This window comes from Trichocoleus sp. FACHB-6 (assembly GCF_014695815.1).
Lineage (GTDB): Bacteria > Cyanobacteriota > Cyanobacteriia > Cyanobacteriales > FACHB-T130 > Funiculus > Funiculus sociatus.
Map to the genome: position 1 here is coordinate 24,441 of NZ_JACJOY010000130.1, position 18,962 is coordinate 43,402.

Sequence of the window (18,962 nt, forward strand, 5' to 3'; positions counted from 1 at the left end):
GGGTTTCTCAAACCCTGCATATATTGGCCGCCTTCCTAGCGCCCAACAGTGGTAACGAAACAGGAAAAATTGCCAGTCCCTTAAAGTTTGGCTTCCAAAGATTTGAGAAACTCTGTATTAACGCCTGACTCGCGAGTGAGGGCAATCTTACCAGTACGAGCAATTTCCCGCAAGCCAAATTTATTTAGCACCTGCACAATTGCTACCAACTTCCCTGGATCTCCTACCACTTCTAAGGTCAGCGAATCCTCAGCGATATCTACTACCCTAGCGCGAAAAATCTGAGCCAATTCCACAACTTCCGAGCGATTCGAGCTAGTAGCATTCACTTTCAGCAGCATCAACTCTCGCTCAACACACGGAGTATCAGTAATATCCTGTACTTTAAGTACATTCACCAACTTGTAGAGCTGCTTAGTAAGCTGCTCAATTATCCGATCATCTCCTGGTACAACCATTGTGATTCGGGAGATTCCCAAATTTTCGGCAGGCCCAACAGCGAGGCTTTCAATATTAAAGCCTCGACGGGCAAATAAACCAGCTATTCGGGTTAGAACTCCCGCCTCATCTTCAACTAAAACAGAAAGAGTGTGTTTCATTGTATACAAAAGAAGCTGAAGCGCAAAATCTTGCTTTGCAATACAGGGTTTTCCTAAAGGTTACGCCAAGCAAAAGCAATGCTGACGCAATATGCGGCAACGGGACACCACTTTATGTTACTTCATAGCGCCCCCTGTCCACAAAAACGCTTATATCTGTAGATTTAGCGATAGTAAAGGCTTAAATCTTTCCTTGGGAGATGTTATCAATTCGTCATTTTCATAATAATGGTGTAGTAAACTTCGTTTGGAGTAAGAATACTTATGGGTTGGTTAAAAAGACTTTTTGGGATGGAAAAGCCGCAAAATGCTCAAGTCAATGCGACCCCAGCACCGACAGCTCAAGCTCCTGCCTCAGCTGGTGCTGCAAGTGGTAGCGAGACAATTCCCCCAGAGCGAGTAGGGTTAAATGGGGAATATGACCAAAGCGGTCTTGCCAAGCGGGTTGCTCTGGCTTTTGACCAAGACCCGTCGTTGGATGATATTGATACCCTCTACGTAGCGCAGACTGGCGGTACAGTGGTTTTGAAAGGAAAAGTTCCCAGTCAGCAAATTCTTTCTCAAATGGTATCGGTCGCCCGCAGTGTGGAAGGTGCCACGGGTGTAGAAACCAATCAAGTCACTATTGGTTAGATTGTAGCTAGGGTAATCCCCTTCACAGAATTAGGTGGGATTGAAGGATACAAACCCAATCTAAATATAGGCATTTGTTGGGTTTTGCTTAGTCGTTTAACCCAACCTGCCCTTATCCTGGGCGCATTTATCATGCGTAGCGCAGGAATCATGCCTGCGCTATCTGGCAAAAGTTACAGCCGCTGTTATTCTCTAGCCGTTAACTGCTTTTGCGGTGTAGCAGAGTCAGTTTTAGATGTGGCTAGAGTTTCCAGCCAGTTGAGGATCAGCTGATTAATTTCGTCTGGGCATTCATCGTGGGGACAGTGACCTGCATCTACCTCAACTAACTGGAGCCTTGCGTTGAGGTTGTTGAAGCGATGTACAAGACTGTAGGGAATCATCTTGTCTTTACGGCCCCAAATCAGGAGCATAGGCACATTTAAGGTTGGCAGCAGCTTGGTGACACTAGGGCCAAACTGTGTCCCAGTCATCGCCTTAAAGATGGCGCAGAATGCCGCAGCAGAACCCCGATCTTGGGCAGGGCCTGCGAGAATATCCACCAGTTCGTCGGTAATAGCTTCGGGGTTAGAATAAGCTAGGCTTGCCCACTTGCGGACAAAAGACGGGCGCTTAACCACAGAAAAAACGTTTTTCAGCACTAGGGGCGATGCCACAACGCCTTTAATACTCGCCACCAAAGGTCGTAAGAACTTGGGAGTCGCCTCCTCCTCCATTGTCGGATCGGGCAAACTCATCATCACAAAGCCCTGCACCATCTCCGGATGCGCCGCCGCCGCCGCTAGCGCAACCAGCGAACCAATCGAGTTTCCCACTAGCACCACTGGCTGCTGAATAAAAGTGCGCCAGAAATCATAAACCTGCTCTACCCAGAGGTCAATTTTATAATCTGCCTGGGCCTTCTGGGAAGCTCCAAATCCCAGCATATCCAGGGCATAAACTGTGTGGGATTGGCTTAAAACCCCTAGATTGTGTCGCCAGTGTCCAATAGAAGCCCCGAATCCATGCAGCAGCAACACCGGGGTTGTTATCTGACTTGGTTGAGATGCACGGATGTAGGTATAGCGAGTCTGCCAACCTCGCCAAACCCAGTCTCTCTGACTGCCAATCCGATGCTGCCAATGCTGGGTCACGATCGCATTTGCCTCAAGTTAAGAAATGTTTACCATTTTGGTTTCTTAACTTCTATTTTAGAGGTTTGCAGCCGGTTGCTGTTTAAAATTCAGATCGAGGATAATTTGATTACGGCGGAAAAAAGGCAAGCTAAAAGAGCGATCGCTCTGGCAGTGATACTAGCGGATTAGCTATAAAAGCTATGGAGTGTAAAGCTTTCAGCCTTTGTGCGGGGAAGATTTCTCCCGGTCGCCGTCCCTAGACCTTAGCTCTCAGATTGGCGACAAGTGCCTAACTCAATTGGAAGTTAAATTACAACCCTGGACAGAAACCATATCAGACTAAGTAGAATGGCAAATACAAGGAGCGCAAAGCTTGGGTTCATTCTCATTGAATTGAAAACAGCTCCTGAGCATTTTGTCAGAGGCGATCGCTCTGGCGGAAAGCTTGCTACTTGGACAAACTAACTTACTTACCATTACAATTAACCGAGCAAAAATAACCTAATGCCTGTGATTGAAAAAAGACGCACGCGCGATCTACCCCAAATCAACGAAAGAATTCGCTTTCCCCAAATTCGTGTCATTGATACCGATGGCACGCAGTTGGGTATTATGGCACCGAATGAGGCTATACGCATTGCCGAAGAAAAAGAGCTGGATCTCGTTTTGCTGAGCGACAAGGCAGAGCCGCCCGTTTGCCGGATTATGAACTACGGCAAGTATAAGTTCGAGCAAGAGAAAAAAGCACGGGAGGCCAAGAAAAATCAGCATACGGCGGATGTCAAGGAAGTGAAGATGCGCTATAAGATTGAGGAGCATGACTATCAAGTGCGCGTCAATCAAGCTGAGCGCTTTCTGAAGTCGGGAGATAAGGTTAAAGCTACGATTACCTTTCGAGGTCGAGAAATTCAACACAGCGATTTGGCCGAGGAACTGCTGCAACGGATGGCGACAGATTTGCAGGAATTGGCGGAAGTGCAGCAAGCTCCCAAAAAAGAAGGTCGCAACATGATGATGCTGCTGTCTCCAAAAAAATAGCCTAAAAGAAGAAGTCAGGAGACTGACAACAGTCGCCAAAGGATAGACTAAAAGTCTGGAACTGGTGGCAATAACCTCCATCAAGAATACAGGAGACAAAATACAGGAGGCAGAATCAAGGGGACAAAATCCATAAGAAAAACCTTGCCTCCTGACTCCTGACTCCTGAATGGGGGTAAGCTTTTATCTCCTGCCTGTACGGGTGAAGTATTTGGGTGGGAATCATAAAGCTGTTGCCCAGATCAATCGCCTCCTACAACTGACTTCTCCCTTGAGCGGCATGAAACTGAACAATCGCACTTGGTCTTGGTCCGACTGGGGACGGGGATTCCTCCAGTGGGTGAATCTCCGCCCAGAAGAAGGAGAGCGAACATTACTGATGTTCGCCTTCTACACCACAACCTCGGTGGGGATAATCTGGGCAGAAGCCAGCACCGTCGCTTTATTTCTCGAAAAGTATGGAGCAGAATCCCTGCCCTTGTTTTATATTCTCTCGGCAGGGATCGGTTCCGGGCTGGGGGTGGTGTATTCTTGGATGCAAAAGATTCTGCCCCTGCGCTCGGTAATTGTCGTAGTTGCTATTCTTGCAGTAGCCCCCCTACTCCTATTTCGCGTGGGGTTGAATATTGTCTATTTGTCTGGTGTTATCGTCTTTCTGATGCGCCTGTGGGTGGAAGCTATTAACGTCCTCAATGACATCAACACCTCCATCACAGCTAATCAACTATTTAATATTCGGGAAATTAAACGCACTTATCCGCTCATTAGTAGCGGCATTCTAGTTGCAGATGTCGTCAGCGGCTTTTCTCTCCCGTTCATCGTCGCCACAGTTGGGCTGAATAATGTTTCTATAGTCGCCGCTGTGATGATGGGACTGGGAGCCACAAGCCTTTTTTATCTTACCCAGCGCTATAGCCAAGCCTTCCCCGCTGCTCCCTATAGAGGTAGTGCTGCACAAGAAACAGATTTCACCTCGCGCCGCCTTCGAGGGCCGCTACAGCGATACGCAATCCCGCTATTTGGCTTCTTCGTGGTTGGGCAGATTTTGTACCTGTTAATAGACTTCCAATATCTCAGTCAATTAGAGCTGAAGTTGGACAGTAAGCAAATTGCCAGCTTCCTGGGATTGTTTAGCGGGATTGTGGGTTTGTGCGAACTGGGGACGCAGTGGTTTATATCTAGTCGTGCCATAGAGCGACTGGGGGTATTTGTCGCTGCTATGTTATTACCAGGAGCGATCGCTATCCTTGGCTTAATCTCCCTCACAGGCATAGGCAATTTTTTTATTGGTCTAATCTGCCTGAAATTCATAGACGAATTACTACGCTACACCCTGATTGCTGCTATTGGGCCTGTTCTGTTCCAACCCCTCCCAGACAACATCCGCAGCTCGGTTATGGCTCAGGTGCGGGGTATTGGTGAATCTCTCTCCACCGGATTTACTGGAGTGGCGATTTTAGGTGTCATCAGCCTGTTAGCTTTTGTTTTTCATCACCTGTCGGCGAACACATTACAGTATCTCCAAACTTGGGTGTTTGTCGCCGTCATCTTAATTGTGGCTCTCGTATGGTTACTCATAGTTTGGCTGTTACGGTCAACCTATGTCGGCTTACTGGTTCAGAGCGCCCAAGGAGAACGCTTGAGCGTCTCGGATGTGGATTTGCGCGTTCTCAAGCGTACCATCATCGAAACCTTAGAGAAACCAGGAACGGAAGCCGATAAACGCTCTTGTATAGAACTGTTGTGCCAAATAGACTTGGAAGACGTTGGGGAAGTCCTCGCTCCGCTGCTGACTCACCTCACCCCGTCCTTGCAGCGTCAGAGCCTTGAAGCAATGCTGCTAAACCCAAGTCAGATTTATTTAGACCCAGTTCAGGCTTTAATTGCCCAAAAACCTAATCCTGAAGTTCTCGCTCTGGCTCTGCGCTATGTTTGGATAACTCAAGACGAGCCGGATATAGGGCAGCTACAGCCTTATCTTCGCCCAAGTGTAGACCCAGTAGTGCGAGGAACTGCTGCTGCCCTGATTTTACGCCGGGGTACGCCTACGGAGAAAGCGGAGGCTACTAATACTGTGCGACGGATGCTAACCCATCAACGGGAACGGGAACGAGTTATGGGTTGTCGGGCGCTATCGGAGGCGGATTATTTGCAAGGGCTGCGACTTTATATCCCCAGTTTGTTGCAAGATGAGTCTTTGCGGGTGCGCTGTGCCTTACTCGAAGCGATCGCATCGACTCACTTAAACGAATATTATCCAGCTTTGGTGCGGGGACTTTACTATAAATCTACCCGCGAAGCCGCAATTAGCGCCCTCGTGCGCTTAGGCGATGAAGCAATTCCGATGCTGGTTGAGCTGGCTGAAGATCTCCATAAACCAGATTTGGCGCGGCTACAAGCTTGGGTCGCTCTTGGTCAGATTGGCACACCAGAAGCGCTTAATCAATTGGTGGCTCACCTGAAAACGGGTTGGGGGACAACGCGACGCAACATTCTCCGCACTCTGCTGAAGATGCCTAATGAAGCCGGAATTGAGGGGGTTCTCGACCGATTAGGACGCAGTGGTGTGGAAACCTTAATTGAACAGGAAATGCTGTTTATCGGACAACTGTACGCTGCACTTCTAGATTTAAGCCGTTCTGAGGAACGAGTGCTGATTAGTGAATCTAATAGTTTCAAAGTTTCGGCTATAGACCAGAATTATTCAGCACTGGATTTGCTACGACGGGCGCTTTTAGAGGAGCAGTCAGATGTGGTGGAGCGGTGTTTTTTGTTGATGAAGTTTCTTTATCCGTTGAATTCTATTCAAGCTGCGGCTTTTAATCTTCAGTCTGATTCGCCTTCTAATATCGCTTTGGGGTTGGAAATTTTGGATAATACTTTGGATATTGCCAGAAAGCGAAATCTTGTGGTAATTCTCGACCGACGACCAGAAGGCGAAAAACTGCAAAGTTTGGCGGAAATGGTGCCATATAAGCCGATGACTAAGAGCGATCGCTTGCGTCGTTTGCTAGAATTACGCCACTTTCTGTCAGACTGGCCTTTGGCTTGTTGTTTTCATGTGGCACGTCAGGCAAAATGGAGTCTCACGCCAGAACAAACGCTGGTGTGTATGCGCCATCCTACAGGTTTTGTGCGAGAGGCGGTTCTGGCTTATCTAAAAGCAGCTTCGCCGCGCGCTTTGGCAGAAATGCTACCCGTGCTGAAAAATGACCCAGACCGCCTTGTAGCCGCCCAAGTTGAGCAGATGATGTCAGAGCTGAAATAATTAGTTCATGCTAATGGAAGTATGGCTAATTGCAATTGACAATTAGCAATTAGCTATTGACAAAATATTAAATTTATGTTAACCAGCGTTGAGCGCCTATTATTTGTCCGGGGTGTCCCACTTTTTCAAGAATTGCGGGATGATTTTCTGGTGCGGCTGGCTTCTGTAATGGATGAGCTTTCTTTTCCAGCGCAGCATACCATTTTTACCGAGGGACAAGAAGGGCGATCGCTTTATATTGTGGTCTCAGGTAGAGTAAGGGTGCATCTGGGCGATCGCGATCTGGCGCAACTGGATCAGGGTACTTGCTTTGGGGAAATGTCTCTGTTTGATGCTGAACCGCGTTCGGCTTCAGTTACGACTTTGGAATCCTGCGATTGTCTGGTGTTGACGCAGCTGCAACTGTATGATGCTATCGATGAAACGCCGGGAATTGCTGTGAATATCATTCGTCTACTTTCCCGTCGCATCCGTGAATTAAATAACAAGTTGAGTGTTTATCGGGCGGAAACTCAGGATGGGGATTTGAGTAAGGCTGGTAATTTAGGGGGATAAACCGCGTTAGCGCTATAGACGCGAAGAATAAGAGAGGAAGAAGAGAGTGCGATCGCATTCCCTCCCCAGCCTACACAACTGTTAATACAGGCTTCCAGCTATTCAAAGATTCCCGAATAGAATTCAATTCCGACAAATACTCATTTAGTTGCTTTTTTTGAGCCTGAAGATTTACTAAAATTTCCTCTGTATCTGCTTCTGGCTTTTCTCTTTCGCTCACCAAATAGTTAAATTCATCTTTGAATCTTTCAATGTAGTACTTAATTTGTTGCTCTGCACTTCGGAAATCTGCTGTAACTTGTCTGTCAATAACTTGTTTGAAAATCTCTTGATTTATAGAAACCTGTTCATCTATCTTCAGCTTAATTTGCGCTGCTATTTGGTATAAGTCAATTTCTAACAAATCGCCCTTATCTTCAAAGGGTATATCGACTTGATATAGATTAGTTGAAGCAGTGCGATCGCTCTCTGTTATAGTTTCTTTTTCTAGCCTCGCATATACCTCTTGCTGAGACTGAATTTCTGTATCAATGCCTAAAAATTCAAAACTCGGAAACTGAATGCAATTAATGTTCAATTCAATCTTCAAAGCTTCTTCTATAGAAGTAGTTATTTCATTGGATATTTGTTGGGCTTGCTCTTGTATTTCTTGCACCAACTCCTCTCTACTGCGCGTTCCCTGTCTGATAAGCTGATCATGCGTGTCTATCCACCAGCTTTGAATTTGAGAACCGAAGAACTCGTTTACAGCGCGTCGAATATTTTGAGCATCTTCTCTGGTAGCAACTCTTAGTTTATAGACTTGCGAATGAGGATTATCAGTATTACTATTAAATAGATTAACAACTGCTCGTTTTATAGCTTCTACGAAAGTAGCTTTTCTTTCATTTATGACAAATATTGAAGATTCGCCTAAAAAAGGAATCTTTGTGATTTCCCGGTTAACATTACTCTGAGTAACCTTTAAATCTGTTGTTGTATTTCCAATTTCAGTATTTAGATGAGCAAGTCGTTCAATTTCTTTTTGAATCTCGTTTTTAGCATTCTCAGCAAAAATGTTTATTTCAGATGTAAGTTTAGTAATTAATTTTTCCTTTTTTCCTTCTGAAAACTTTTTAACTAAATCAATTTTTTTAGTTACAGATTCAGATTTTTCTCTATACTCTTTTACCTGATTTTTAAAAGCTTCAATTTCCATACCCCAAACTTTTAGTTCTGTATTTAGAGAATCCTCAATTGCCTTGGCAGCTTTATCTAGTTTTGCCAAAACATCACTTATAAGATTCCAACCATAATTTTTAGTAAGGTTTTGAATTATTGTTTCTTGAATAGTTGTTATGCCACTATCTTTTAAGGCTTTCGACGCAATCTCTATGGGTTGGGGAACTCTAACTTCACCGTCCTCATTTTCTTCGAGATATTCACCCAAAAACAATTTAACAAATTCTTTGGTATGACTGTTAGCTGCTGTATCTCCTTGAATCAGTTTCGCTAATAGTCCTTTTTTAGAACTTGCAGGATAGATCATTTGGTTAGAGAGTCCAAAGCCAGCTAACTCTAATTCAATTTTTTTTATAAAGTCATTATTTCCTGTATTTACATCTATTGTTTTATCAGCTTTATTCAAAATAAAGTAAATATTTTCCGTTTTTTCAGCTAATATATTTTTTTGGTTCTCCATGACATCACGAAGCAAATCTGAAATCAAATCTGTAGAAGAGGTGTAATCTAAAATAAACAAAATAGCATGGCATTTCCGCAATGATTCCAACGTTATTTGCTTTAATTCTGTGGAATAATGATATTCCCAATTCCCATTAGCTACGCCAGGGGTATCAATGAGAGTAAATCCAGCCAGGGATGAGAGGGTGCTAATAGCCTCGATAGGATACTCTATTTCAAAGCGAATGGTATGGTCGGGATTATTATGAGTGCGAATATATTGGGTACGTTCCAGAAATATTTGGTGAATTTCTGCACCGTCACCTTCAGCAAGAACAACAGGTTGTCTTTTTCCCTCTCGATACTCTAAAAATCTAGGCACTTGCCCAACATCAATATGTCGAATATCTGTACGGCAAACGGTACAAGCGGCGGCTTCAGTTGCTAAAATATCCGCACCAATTATGGCATTGAGAAAGGTACTTTTACCTGTTTTAGTTGGCGAAATGACTGCAAGTTGATAGTTGTGTTCTTTCAAAGCGTATAGCGCTTTGGTGATGTCTTCCTCAATACTTTGTAAGCATTTAGTATCGTTTCCTTTAGCCAGGCGCTTGGATTGAATTTCTTGAAGGTATTGTAAGAGTAGTCTACCAGTGATATAGATGCTGTCGTGTGCTGCTTGGAACTGTTCAGAAGACATACTGGCTGTCCGAAAGAGGGTAGCTTTTGTTAGCTAAAGCTTACAACAGCTGAACGCAATAGGGCAGGGGAGGGTGATACTTACTAGGGTGGCTGACTGGATGGTGAGTGCTGAGTAGAACAAGAGAAAGTTTTCTGTAATGCTTCGTTAGTTGGCGATCGCGTCCGTTGAGGCTTGAGAAAACCTTAGGCAATGTTCTAAAAATCTGGCGGGAAGATCCGGACACCCAGCAAAATGAAGATGGACATAAGAAGCATGAAGCTGATGCAGCAACCATCCTTCGACTGTGTTTGAACTGTGGGGATCGCAGCCTCGTGCCTGAAATAGAGGTGCAGCTGGTTCCTGGGTTAACTGGGAACGGTGAAACTCATGCCCCCAAACTGTTGTACCAGCGGGTAGTAGGGGACTGTCTTGCAAAACCACGGCTTGCCGATAGCCCAATGTCAGACGCGATCGCATAACGGCTGTGGTGGGCAAAACTCCCACCATAGGGGAAGAATTTCCCTCAAAGTCTACAATCTGCTGACACAAATACATTAAACCGCCGCACTCGGCATAGGTGGGCATTCCCGCTAAGATGGCTTTTCGGACTGCATCCCGGACGACTGTATTGTCAGCTAACTGCTGGGCAAAAACTTCCGGGAACCCGCCCCCAAAATACATCCCCTGAATGCCTTCTGGTAGGCTGTCGTCGGTCAGCGGACTCCAAAATGCCAGTTCTACCCCAAGTGATCGCAAAGTCTCTAGATTGTCCTCGTAGTAGAAGCTAAAAGCGCGATCGCGGGCAACTGCCAATCTTACCTTACCTCTTGCCTCTGTCTGAAGTTGGGGTCGGAGTTGGGGAGAGCTTCCCACTTGCAGCAACGGTAACAAGCCTTCCCAGTCAAAGCAATCGCCCAAGTAGGCAAGTCGATCTATCAAAGCATCCAGATGGGACACTTCTGCTGTGGGTACTAAACCGAGATGCCGATCGGGAATGGTAATGTTATCTTGACGGCGAAGAATACCTAAAATCGGCAATTGCAAAGCTTCTAGGGCATCTTGGAGAAGTTGCAAGTGGCGATCGCTTCCGACTCGATTTAAAACTACTCCCGCAAATTTGAGACGCGGATCAAAGGAACGGAAACCGTGCGCGATCGCAGCCACCGAACCCGACAACCTGCTGCAATCTAACACCAACAATATCGGCAAATCCAACAGCCGCGCAACGTGAGCCGTACTTGCAAAAGTGACTGGAGATTGGGAATCTTGCCCAGTTCCCAGTTTCCCGTTCCCAGTCCCTTCCACTCCATCAAAAAGCCCCATCACCCCTTCAACTAAGGCGTAATTTACCGCCTGAGTATGACGGGCAAAACATTCCTGCACATAAGTTTCTGATGTCAGCACCGGATCTAAATTCCGACAGGCACGATTTGTAACGTACCGATGAAACATCGGATCTATGTAATCTGGGCCAACCTTAAAAGATTGTACCTTTTCACCCCGACGACACAAAGACGACAGTAGGGCAAGCGTGACTGTCGTCTTGCCCACCCCACTGCGATCGCCTGCGATTACTAAAGCCATGTTTGCTAACTGCTAACTGAAGGATAGCTAATTGTTAACCATTAGCCATTAGCTTTACTCATCTTGAGAATTTCCGCCGTGACCGACAAACTTTCTTCGTAAAGCATATCGCGACCCCAACGGCGCAGCTGCTGACCTAACAAAGTCTCAGCCTTTTGGTCAGTCAGAGGCGCTACCTGCTCAAATCGGCAAGCTTGAGCGCCGCCCCCAGCTTCCATCCGCATACAACCGCTAGTTTCCGAACACAGAACCGTACAACAGTCGGCATCCAGGTTAGTCGAACTCATCCGCAAGGCAATCAAATCACCTGGAATTTCGCCCCAATCAGCGGTGGGAATTCCTGCTAACTCAGCTTCTATTGGGCGTTGGTCAGCAGTCACGAACGAGCAGTATCTCAGATCGTAATCGCCGCCTTCGCGCTTATAGGATACTGGATGCCACTGGAGACGACTTGCCAGCCAACCCAGGAACATCAGCGCCTGATCGGGATTGCCTTTTTCATAATTTATCGTCACTTTATCGACTTCTGTAAGAGCAGCACGGCGTTCTGGGGGATCAAAAGCCTCGGCAGTCAGTTCTTGCCATGCTGCCAACCGTCGCCAGTTAAGGTCAGTAAGCTGGATACCTTGTTCCGCCAAAGTATGCACTCGCAATAAATCGGTTTCTGGTTCGCCAAATTGACAAGAGTCAACGATTACGGAATTGCTAACTGATGCCAGTCGCTTGAACAAAGCATTATGGGGATCGGGTGTGGCTTTCCACCAGAGAAACTTAGGTAAATCGCCGATCAGTAGTGCTGTCACTATGCCGCCGATGCGTTCTAGGGCATCCGCGGTGCCGCTTAGAGTGATGTATTCGCAACAAAGCAACGTATTGTTACTTTGCTTGTTCATCGGGCAATATACAGAGACTTGGACGGTTACACCTTCGTCTATACCGGAGTGGGGACACAGGGCAATGATACGACAGGGATTTGAGGCAGCGATCGCATCCGCAACTCCGTAACCTGTGACATTCAACGTTGCTTGTGTCTCTCCATTCATTTGAGCGTCTTTTATGGCACCAGAGGAGCGTCTATGAGCCAAGTCTTCCCGCAGTCGGGCTAGGGTTTCAGCATCCGCCTTCCCAGTACGAGGCAGTCCATAGGCTTTTTGGGCATCCTTCAAACCTGAATTCATCCGCGGCCCAGCGATGCCATCAATTGGCCCGGTGTAAAATCCCAAAGCAGCTAACAAGTGTTGGGTTTCTTCGGGTTCGTAAACTACAAATGTAAACGTAGTGGCTCTAGCGGCAGCAGGCGAATCGCCATTTGCAGTATTCTCTCTGTAGCTTTCCCAGATTTGATTTAGTTCCGCTTCAATATCACTCAGCGAAATATCTTTAGGTGCTTGTAGCGAAACAACGGGAGGAGATTGTGTTGTCATAGCTCAGTTGTCAGTTGCTAATGTTAATTGTTAATTGCTAGTTGAGGCATTGGGGAATTGGGAATCTTACCCAGTCCCCAGTCCCCTTTATAGTCTTCGCCAGCGGCGACCATCTTGATTGATCAGGTGTTCTGCTTCCTCTGGTTCCCAAGTTCCCGCTTCATACTGGGGAATTGAAGCCGGGTCAGTCGATCCCTCCCACGCTGAGAGGGCTGGTGTCACGACCCGCCAAGCTTCTTCCACTTCATCGGCACGGGTGAACAAAGTCTGGTCGCCCAGCATACAATCGACTAACAAGCGATCGTAAGCATCAGAGCTGGTGACACCAAAAGAAGAACCATAGCTAAAGTCCATATCTACGGTGCGAGTACGCAAATCTGGCCCCGGCATTTTCGCTTCAAAGCGTAGCGAAATTCCCTCATTCGGGTGAACACGCATAGTCAGCACGTTGGGACTAGCTTGTTGGGCGGCAGATTGAAAGATTAAGAACGGCACCTCGCGGAACTGGATAGAAATCTCGCTAACCTTCTTGGGTAAACGCTTGCCAGTCCGCAGATAAAAGGGTACGCCCTGCCAGCGCCAGTTATCAATCGCAAACTTCATGGCGACATAGGTGGGCGTTGTGGAGTTGGGATCAACTCCTGGTTCCTCCCGGTAGCCTGGGACGGGTTTCCCTTTCATCCAGCCTGCCGAATATTGACCCCTTACTGCTGATAATTCCAGGTTATGCACATCCGCTAAACGAGTTGCCTGAAGAACTTTCAGCTTTTCCGTGCGGATACTGTCAGCATCTAGCGAGTTTGGGTGTTCCATCGCTGTGAGGCAGAAAATTTGCATCAGGTGGTTTTGCAGCATATCCCGCAAAGCACCAGCTGTTTCATAGTACCCGGCTCGGTCTTCTACGCCTACAGTTTCTGCGACTGTGATTTGAACGTGATCGACAAATTGGCGATTCCACAGTGGCTCAAAAATTGCATTGGCAAACCGGAAAACCAAAAGATTCTGAACGGTTTCTTTACCTAGATAGTGGTCGATCCGGTAAACTTGTTTTTCTCTGCAAACCTGCTGCACTACTCGGTTGAGTGACTGGGCCGAACTCAAATCCCGTCCAAAAGGCTTTTCAATTACCAGGCGGGTTTTTTCTGGGTCTTTTAGCATTTCTGCTGCACCCAGTTGACGAATCGCTTCTGGGAAGAATTTCGGAGCCACAGACAAGTAGAATACCCGGCTTCCCCGCGTTCCCCGCTTACCGTCGAGTTCTGCAAGGAAAGCTTTTAGTTTTTGGTAGCTTTCTGGCTTATCAATATCACCGGGACAGTAGTATAAACCTTGGGCGAAGTCTTGCCAAAATTCGTCCGACCCGATGCCACCGCCAAATTCTTCGATGCCTTCGCGCATCTCTTCTCGGAAGTAGTCGTGGCTCCATTCTCGACGCGCTACGCCTACAACTGTGATTTCTTGCGGCATACGGCGATCGCGTTTCATCTGATAAATCGCTGGCACCAGCTTGCGTTTTGTTAAGTCGCCTGATGCCCCAAATATTATCAGTATCTGCGGCTCTGGTACCCGTTCCTGCCGCAACCCAACGCGCAAGGGATTTTCTAGCAGTGTGGCCATAGATGTTGCTAATTACTAATTACTAATTGAAGGATTATTAATTGGTAATGAGTTGCCCAACCCATTACCAATTACCTATTATCTATTACCCAGTTACACAGGTTGCAGATGTTTTATCTTCTCTTCCAATGATGCTGTTAGAGATTCAAAAGGCTTCACAAACTTCTCAATTCCTTCGACAAGCAATTCATCCATCACTTCGTCTAGATTAATGTCGATGTCGGGATCTTTGAGACTTTCTATGAGGTTATAGGCTTCTTCTACTCCTGTTTCAATGCGAGAAGCAACATCGCAGTGGTCGGCACAGGCTTCGATGGTGTTCGGTGGTAAGGTGTTTACCGTGTCTGGCCCAACCAGTTCATCAACATACATCACGTCGCTGTAGCTGGGGTCTTTGGTGCTGGTGGAAGCCCACAATAACCGCTGGACATTTGCACCTTTTTCTGATAGAGCTTTCCAGCGATCGCTTGCGATAATTTCTTTGTACTTCTGGTAGGCGATTTTGGCGTTAGCGATCGCTATTTTCCCTTTGATGGCTAGGAGTTCTGCCTTTTTCTCTATTCTATCCACTCCAGCTTTGAGCTTGGCGTCAATCCGTGCATCAATGTTGATATCGATACGGCTGAGGAAGAAACTCGCCACTGAGGATATTTTGCTGATGTCTTTGCCTTCAGCTGCCCGCTTTTCTAAGCCGCGAATATAAGCCCAAGCTGTCTCTTCGTAGCTTTGAGTTGAGAATAGCAAAGTTACGTTGACGTTGATTCCCTCAGATATTACTTGCTCAACTGCTGGCAAACCCGCCGTTGTCCCAGGAATCTTGATCATGACGTTATCTTTACCAATTTCTTGATAATAGCGTCGGGCTTCCTCAATCGTCGCTTGGGTATCGTGGGCGATAGTTGGCGGTACTTCAATGCTAACGTAACCATCCAGTCCATCAGATGCTTCATACACAGGTCGGAGAATATCGCAAGCATTGCGGATATCTTCAAAAACCAGAGTTTCGTAAATTTTCTCAACTGGCAATCCTTCGCGAATTCCAGCTTCAATATCGGCATCGTAGATTGCGTTACCTGCGATCGCTTTTTCAAATATCGCTGGATTAGAGGTGATCCCGCAGATCCCCTTATTTTCCACCATATCTTTGAGTTCGCCACTCTCAATCAAGTCGCGAGTCAGATTATCCATCCAGATACTCTGACCGTACTCTTTAATTTCTAGTAGATGATTGTTTGGCATCTCTGTCATCTCTGTCATTTTTTTGACTCCTAGTAATTGTCGTTGTAGTTTTAGAGAAATAATGTTCTCTCTGAGCAGGTTTGAAGCCTGCTGTGAAAAAGGGATTTCTCAAAAAGGAAATACTTCACTGAGGTATGCGCGATCGCTCTCTAGCAGCTCTTTCCTCAACAGCCCTGGCCCGATCCTGAATGAAAGACTCCACCAAGGCGACATCATCTTTGCTACCAATAATCAAAGGCGATCGCGCGTGTAGTGCTTCTGGCACTACATCCAAAATCTCCTGGGTTCCCGTACTTGCTCGACCACCCGCTTGCTCTATCAAATACGCTAAAGGAGCAGATTCATACAGCAGGCGCAATTTGCCTTCCGGTTTTTTCACCGTCCCAGGATAGAGGAAAACACCCCCTTGGAATAGAATCCGGTGAATATCCCCCACTAACGCCCCACCATAACGGGCGGTGTAACCTTCATGACGATGGACGTAGCGGATGTAGTCTCGCAGTGGTTCCTCCCACTGCCAGAAATTACCCTCATTGACGCTGTAAATCGATCCGTGGTCTGGCAAGCGGATATTTTCACTCGACAGGATAAACTCGCCTAAACTGGGATCTAGTGTGAAAGCGTGAACTCCCGTGCCGATAGAATACACCAGCATTGTGCTGGGGCCGTATAGCACATAACCTGCGGCGATTTGGTTGCGTCCATTATTTTGCAGCAAATCGCTAGCCGTGCCATCTTCGTCCAGACCCTCTTGTTGGCGAATTGCGAAGATAGAACCAACGTTGATATTAATATCAACATTGGACGATCCATCAATCGGGTCATAAAGCAGGGTATAACGACCAATGGGACAGTTTTCGGGGATATAGTATAGGTTTTCCATTTCCTCGGAAGCCAAGCGGCAAACTAAACCGCTTTGCTTAAATACCGAGATAAATACGTCATTGGCATAGACATCCATCTTTTTGACGGATTCTCCCTGGACGTTCATCTCCCCCGTAAATCCCAAGGCTCCTGCGACTAAACCAGCTCGCGTGAGCCGCCGCGCAATCAGCTTTGCCGCCAGGGCAATGCGATTCATAATGGCACTGAGATCCTGTGCTTCTGCACCGAAGCTGTGCAGTTGCTGCAAAACGTGACGAGATAACGTCATGCAGTCGCGATCCAGGGCTTGTTCCGGAATGAAAGGCTGATCCACGTTGGACATGTGTTTCCTCCTCCCTATCGATAACGCTTTATTAACAAAGGCAGTTAATTTCAGGTACTGCCCCAACAGTATCAAGGCCCGGTCGCCTTACCTTCTATCTTAGGGAGCCATTTATCAGGTTGGTGTTTAACTTCAGATCAACTAAAGAAATCAATCTTTAGACAACTTTTTTGTCGAAAAGACAACTCTGTAAGCAAAATCAGTTTAATATCGCCTCTTGATCGCAATTATCAGAACAAGATGGGACAAAAACGCATTGGAATCCTTACCAGTGGTGGAGACTGTGCTGGACTAAATGCTGTAATTCGGGCAGTAGTCCACCGTGCAGTTGGCACCTATGACTGGGAGGTGCTGGGGATCTGTCGGTCTACCCTAGGGTTGATGAGCAGTCCGCCGGAAGTTATCACTCTAGACATTGACCAGGTAGACCGTTTACTGACGATGGGCGGAACGGTTCTGGGGACGACAAATAAAGGCGATCCTTTTGCGTTTCCCTTGGAAGATGGAAGTTTGCGCGATCGCTCTGAGGAAATTATTTCTGGCTACCATCAACTAGGTTTATCAGCCTTAATTGGAATTGGCGGGGATGGCAGTTTAGCCCTTCTCCGGCGATTGGCAAACCAAGGTGGGATCAACTTAGTAGGCATTCCCAAAACCATTGATAATGATGTTGGCTGCACCGAACGCTCCATCGGATTTGATACCGCAGTTAATATTGCGACAGAAGCACTCGACAGGCTGCATTTTACCGCCGCCAGTCACAGCAGGGTAATGATTTTGGAAGTAATGGGGCGCGATGCTGGTCATATCGCCCTGAATGCTGGGATTGCTGGCGGTGCTGATATTATTTTGATCCCAGAAATCCCTTATAGCCTGGAAAAGGTCTGTGACAAAATACGCGATCGCCAGTCGAAAGGAAAAAACTTCTCCATCGTCATTGTCTCAGAAGCCGTCTGCACACTCGAAGGTAATCCAGTTAAAAATATGGATCGATTTGGGGAATGTCGATTAGGCGGAATTGGTCAGTACCTGGCAGAGCAAATTTCTATCTCTAGCGGTGCCGAAACTCGCGTCACAGTATTAGGACACGTTCAGCGCGGCGGTATCCCCTCGTCGCTGGATCGATTACTGGGGACAGCCTTTGGCGTAGCGGCAGTCGATTTGATTGCCGATGGCAAGTACGATCAAGTTGTCACCTGGCAAAACCGCGAAGTTGTCAGCGTACCAATTGCTGAAGCAATTGGACAATACAGGGCAGTAGATCCCAATGATACTCTGGTCAAAACTGCCAGAGGCTTAGGAATTTGCCTTGGAGACTGAAATTTATGTCATTAGTCTTTTGTTTTCCGTGTTAATGACCAATGACTAATAAAGGCAACTTTTTGCACCTTTTTCTTAGCCCCCCTTTATAAGGGGGGTTAGGCGATCGCATACTTGCTCTGTACAAATTTAGCTCCCTTTTAAAAGGGTTCTAATCTGTAAAGTTCCACCGAAGCGTTAATGACTAATTAAAATCTGGCTCGCTTCGCGCCGCTGCGATCGTCCTCCCTCGGCCGTGCTTTGTTAACTCTTAGCTGACGTCCCATCCACTCAGCGCCATCCAATTCGGCAATGGCGGCTTCTTCCTGGGCATCATCTGTCATTTCAACGAAAGCAAACCCTCGCATACGTCCTGTTTCTCGGTCTGTCGGCAACAAAACTCGCTTGACAGCACCGTAGTCTGCAAAGACTGCTTTTAAATCTTCTTCCGTAGCTTGGTAAGACAGGTTTCCGATGTAAATGGTCATGTCGATGGATAAGGCTGAAAGAGGAACTCAAGTTCAGAACCTTTACATGGTCAGACGCGAACTATAAATCAAGGTCAAGCATTATTTACCAATGATGAAATTTTATGACCCAAGCCTACAAGTGCGGCTACACGAGTCGTAAACCCAACCATTGATAGGGCTGAACTTTTATATTTCGTCCTATCATAGCCTACTAATTTTATTGTGTAAGGTCATCTAGCCTACACAGTTGCAGCTTTTTTAATGTTGATTTTCTATGACATTTAACAAGAATTCTAATAGTGCTGAGTCCAAATAACACTACTTATTCGGGACTCAGCACTACTGAGAGTTAGTCAATAGAAATTGACTGAGGTCCACTGCTTCTGCCGTTATCACTGTTTGTGCTAGAGGATGTATAGGAGGTAACCCCAGCTTCTCCGTCGAGCCAGCTTTTAACTGGATCGTCATTCAGGTTGAGTCGGAGGATGCCAGAGACAAACCCGCCTAAGAAAGCTGCTGGGTGTTTGGTGAATTCTTTAAATACTGGTGTCAGTTCATCGAGAAACATTT

Annotated in this window: 16 protein-coding genes; 6 read left to right on the forward strand and 10 right to left on the reverse strand. The window is 46.5% G+C overall.

Annotated elements, in window-relative coordinates; translation table 11 throughout:
- Positions 1-80: 80 nt before the first annotated feature.
- Positions 81-599 (reverse strand): acetolactate synthase small subunit, encoded by a 519-nt coding sequence (gene ilvN, locus H6F66_RS27025; RefSeq protein ID WP_190428195.1) that lies wholly within the window; start codon positions 597-599, stop codon positions 81-83.
- 264 nt (positions 600-863) lie between these two features.
- On the opposite strand from ilvN, the gene H6F66_RS27030 reads away from it, so the two are divergent.
- Entirely contained in the window at positions 864-1,232 is a 369-nt protein-coding gene (locus H6F66_RS27030; protein WP_190428197.1) for a BON domain-containing protein, read from the forward strand.
- Positions 1,233-1,417: 185 nt separating this feature from the next.
- Here the strand turns inward: H6F66_RS27030 and H6F66_RS27035 are convergent, their stop codons facing one another.
- Positions 1,418-2,365 (reverse strand): alpha/beta fold hydrolase, encoded by a 948-nt coding sequence (locus tag H6F66_RS27035; protein ID WP_190428199.1) that lies wholly within the window; start codon positions 2,363-2,365, stop codon positions 1,418-1,420.
- On the opposite strand from H6F66_RS27035, the gene H6F66_RS27040 reads away from it, so the two are divergent.
- The 4 genes from H6F66_RS27040 (at position 2,345) to H6F66_RS27055 (ending at position 7,208) form a co-directional block, all read left to right on the forward strand.
- Positions 2,345-2,536: a hypothetical protein gene (locus H6F66_RS27040; protein WP_190428201.1), complete on the forward strand. Its 192-nt coding sequence runs from the start codon at positions 2,345-2,347 to the stop codon at positions 2,534-2,536. The two genes, H6F66_RS27035 and H6F66_RS27040, sit on opposite strands and share 21 nt — an antisense overlap.
- Positions 2,537-2,851: 315 nt before the next feature.
- Positions 2,852-3,385 (forward strand): translation initiation factor IF-3, encoded by a 534-nt coding sequence (gene infC, locus H6F66_RS27045; protein ID WP_190428202.1) that lies wholly within the window; start codon positions 2,852-2,854, stop codon positions 3,383-3,385.
- Between the two features lie 280 nt (positions 3,386-3,665).
- Entirely contained in the window at positions 3,666-6,653 is a 2,988-nt protein-coding gene (locus tag H6F66_RS27050; protein WP_190428326.1) for a HEAT repeat domain-containing protein, read from the forward strand.
- A 75-nt stretch (positions 6,654-6,728) separates the two neighbouring features.
- Positions 6,729-7,208: a Crp/Fnr family transcriptional regulator gene (locus H6F66_RS27055; RefSeq protein ID WP_190428204.1), complete on the forward strand. Its 480-nt coding sequence runs from the start codon at positions 6,729-6,731 to the stop codon at positions 7,206-7,208.
- Between the two features lie 70 nt (positions 7,209-7,278).
- Here H6F66_RS27055 and H6F66_RS27060 read toward each other — a convergent pair whose 3' ends face one another.
- From H6F66_RS27060 to fbp, 6 genes are all read right to left on the reverse strand, one after another.
- Positions 7,279-9,570, reverse strand: coding sequence for a dynamin family protein (locus H6F66_RS27060; RefSeq protein ID WP_190428207.1), 2,292 nt, complete (start codon positions 9,568-9,570; stop codon positions 7,279-7,281).
- Between the two features lie 147 nt (positions 9,571-9,717).
- A complete protein-coding gene (locus H6F66_RS27065; RefSeq protein ID WP_190428208.1) occupies positions 9,718-11,136 on the reverse strand; it encodes a cobyrinate a,c-diamide synthase in 1,419 nt (472 codons plus the stop codon).
- A gap of 41 nt (positions 11,137-11,177) precedes the next feature.
- Positions 11,178-12,560 (reverse strand): glucose-6-phosphate dehydrogenase assembly protein OpcA, encoded by a 1,383-nt coding sequence (gene opcA, locus H6F66_RS27070; RefSeq protein WP_190428210.1) that lies wholly within the window; start codon positions 12,558-12,560, stop codon positions 11,178-11,180.
- An 87-nt stretch (positions 12,561-12,647) separates the two neighbouring features.
- Entirely contained in the window at positions 12,648-14,177 is a 1,530-nt protein-coding gene (gene zwf / locus H6F66_RS27075; protein ID WP_190428212.1) for a glucose-6-phosphate dehydrogenase, read from the reverse strand.
- Positions 14,178-14,270: 93 nt separating this feature from the next.
- The gene (gene tal, locus H6F66_RS27080) at positions 14,271-15,416 is read right to left on the reverse strand and encodes a transaldolase (RefSeq protein ID WP_190428328.1); all 1,146 of its coding nucleotides are present in this window, start codon (positions 15,414-15,416) and stop codon (positions 14,271-14,273) included.
- Positions 15,417-15,540: 124 nt separating this feature from the next.
- The gene (fbp, locus tag H6F66_RS27085; protein ID WP_190428214.1) at positions 15,541-16,623 is read right to left on the reverse strand and encodes a class 1 fructose-bisphosphatase; all 1,083 of its coding nucleotides are present in this window, start codon (positions 16,621-16,623) and stop codon (positions 15,541-15,543) included.
- Positions 16,624-16,863: 240 nt separating this feature from the next.
- Between fbp and H6F66_RS27090 the strand changes: the two genes are divergently transcribed.
- Positions 16,864-17,943, forward strand: a complete 1,080-nt coding sequence (locus H6F66_RS27090) for an ATP-dependent 6-phosphofructokinase (protein ID WP_190428216.1) — start codon at positions 16,864-16,866, stop codon at positions 17,941-17,943.
- A gap of 188 nt (positions 17,944-18,131) precedes the next feature.
- On the opposite strand, the gene H6F66_RS27095 is transcribed toward H6F66_RS27090, so the two are convergent.
- Both H6F66_RS27095 and H6F66_RS27100 read right to left on the reverse strand, forming a co-directional pair.
- On the reverse strand, positions 18,132-18,410 hold the full coding sequence (locus tag H6F66_RS27095) for an RNA-binding protein (RefSeq protein WP_190428218.1): 279 nt from the start codon (positions 18,408-18,410) through the stop codon (positions 18,132-18,134).
- Between the two features lie 331 nt (positions 18,411-18,741).
- Positions 18,742-18,960 (reverse strand): hypothetical protein, encoded by a 219-nt coding sequence (locus H6F66_RS27100; protein ID WP_190428220.1) that lies wholly within the window; start codon positions 18,958-18,960, stop codon positions 18,742-18,744.
- Positions 18,961-18,962: the final 2 nt, after the last annotated feature.

Bases quoted from the DNA above. Each gene is read 5' to 3' on its own strand.
- H6F66_RS27030 (WP_190428197.1), top strand. From the start codon at position 864: ATGGGTTGGTTAAAAAGACTTTTTGGGATGGAAAAGCCGCAAAATGCT.
- H6F66_RS27100 (WP_190428220.1), bottom strand. From the start codon at position 18,960: ATGTTTCTCGATGAACTGACACCAGTATTTAAAGAATTCACCAAACAC.
- opcA (WP_190428210.1), bottom strand. From the start codon at position 12,560: ATGACAACACAATCTCCTCCCGTTGTTTCGCTACAAGCACCTAAAGAT.
- ilvN (WP_190428195.1), bottom strand. From the start codon at position 599: ATGAAACACACTCTTTCTGTTTTAGTTGAAGATGAGGCGGGAGTTCTA.
- H6F66_RS27050 (WP_190428326.1), top strand. From the start codon at position 3,666: ATGAAACTGAACAATCGCACTTGGTCTTGGTCCGACTGGGGACGGGGA.
- zwf (WP_190428212.1), bottom strand. From the start codon at position 14,177: ATGGCCACACTGCTAGAAAATCCCTTGCGCGTTGGGTTGCGGCAGGAA.
- H6F66_RS27095 (WP_190428218.1), bottom strand. From the start codon at position 18,410: ATGACCATTTACATCGGAAACCTGTCTTACCAAGCTACGGAAGAAGAT.
- infC (WP_190428202.1), top strand. From the start codon at position 2,852: ATGCCTGTGATTGAAAAAAGACGCACGCGCGATCTACCCCAAATCAAC.
- fbp (WP_190428214.1), bottom strand. From the start codon at position 16,623: ATGTCCAACGTGGATCAGCCTTTCATTCCGGAACAAGCCCTGGATCGC.
- tal (WP_190428328.1), bottom strand. From the start codon at position 15,416: ATGCCAAACAATCATCTACTAGAAATTAAAGAGTACGGTCAGAGTATC.
- H6F66_RS27040 (WP_190428201.1), top strand. From the start codon at position 2,345: ATGCTGCCAATGCTGGGTCACGATCGCATTTGCCTCAAGTTAAGAAAT.
- H6F66_RS27060 (WP_190428207.1), bottom strand. From the start codon at position 9,570: ATGTCTTCTGAACAGTTCCAAGCAGCACACGACAGCATCTATATCACT.
- H6F66_RS27065 (WP_190428208.1), bottom strand. From the start codon at position 11,136: ATGGCTTTAGTAATCGCAGGCGATCGCAGTGGGGTGGGCAAGACGACA.
- H6F66_RS27090 (WP_190428216.1), top strand. From the start codon at position 16,864: ATGGGACAAAAACGCATTGGAATCCTTACCAGTGGTGGAGACTGTGCT.
- H6F66_RS27055 (WP_190428204.1), top strand. From the start codon at position 6,729: ATGTTAACCAGCGTTGAGCGCCTATTATTTGTCCGGGGTGTCCCACTT.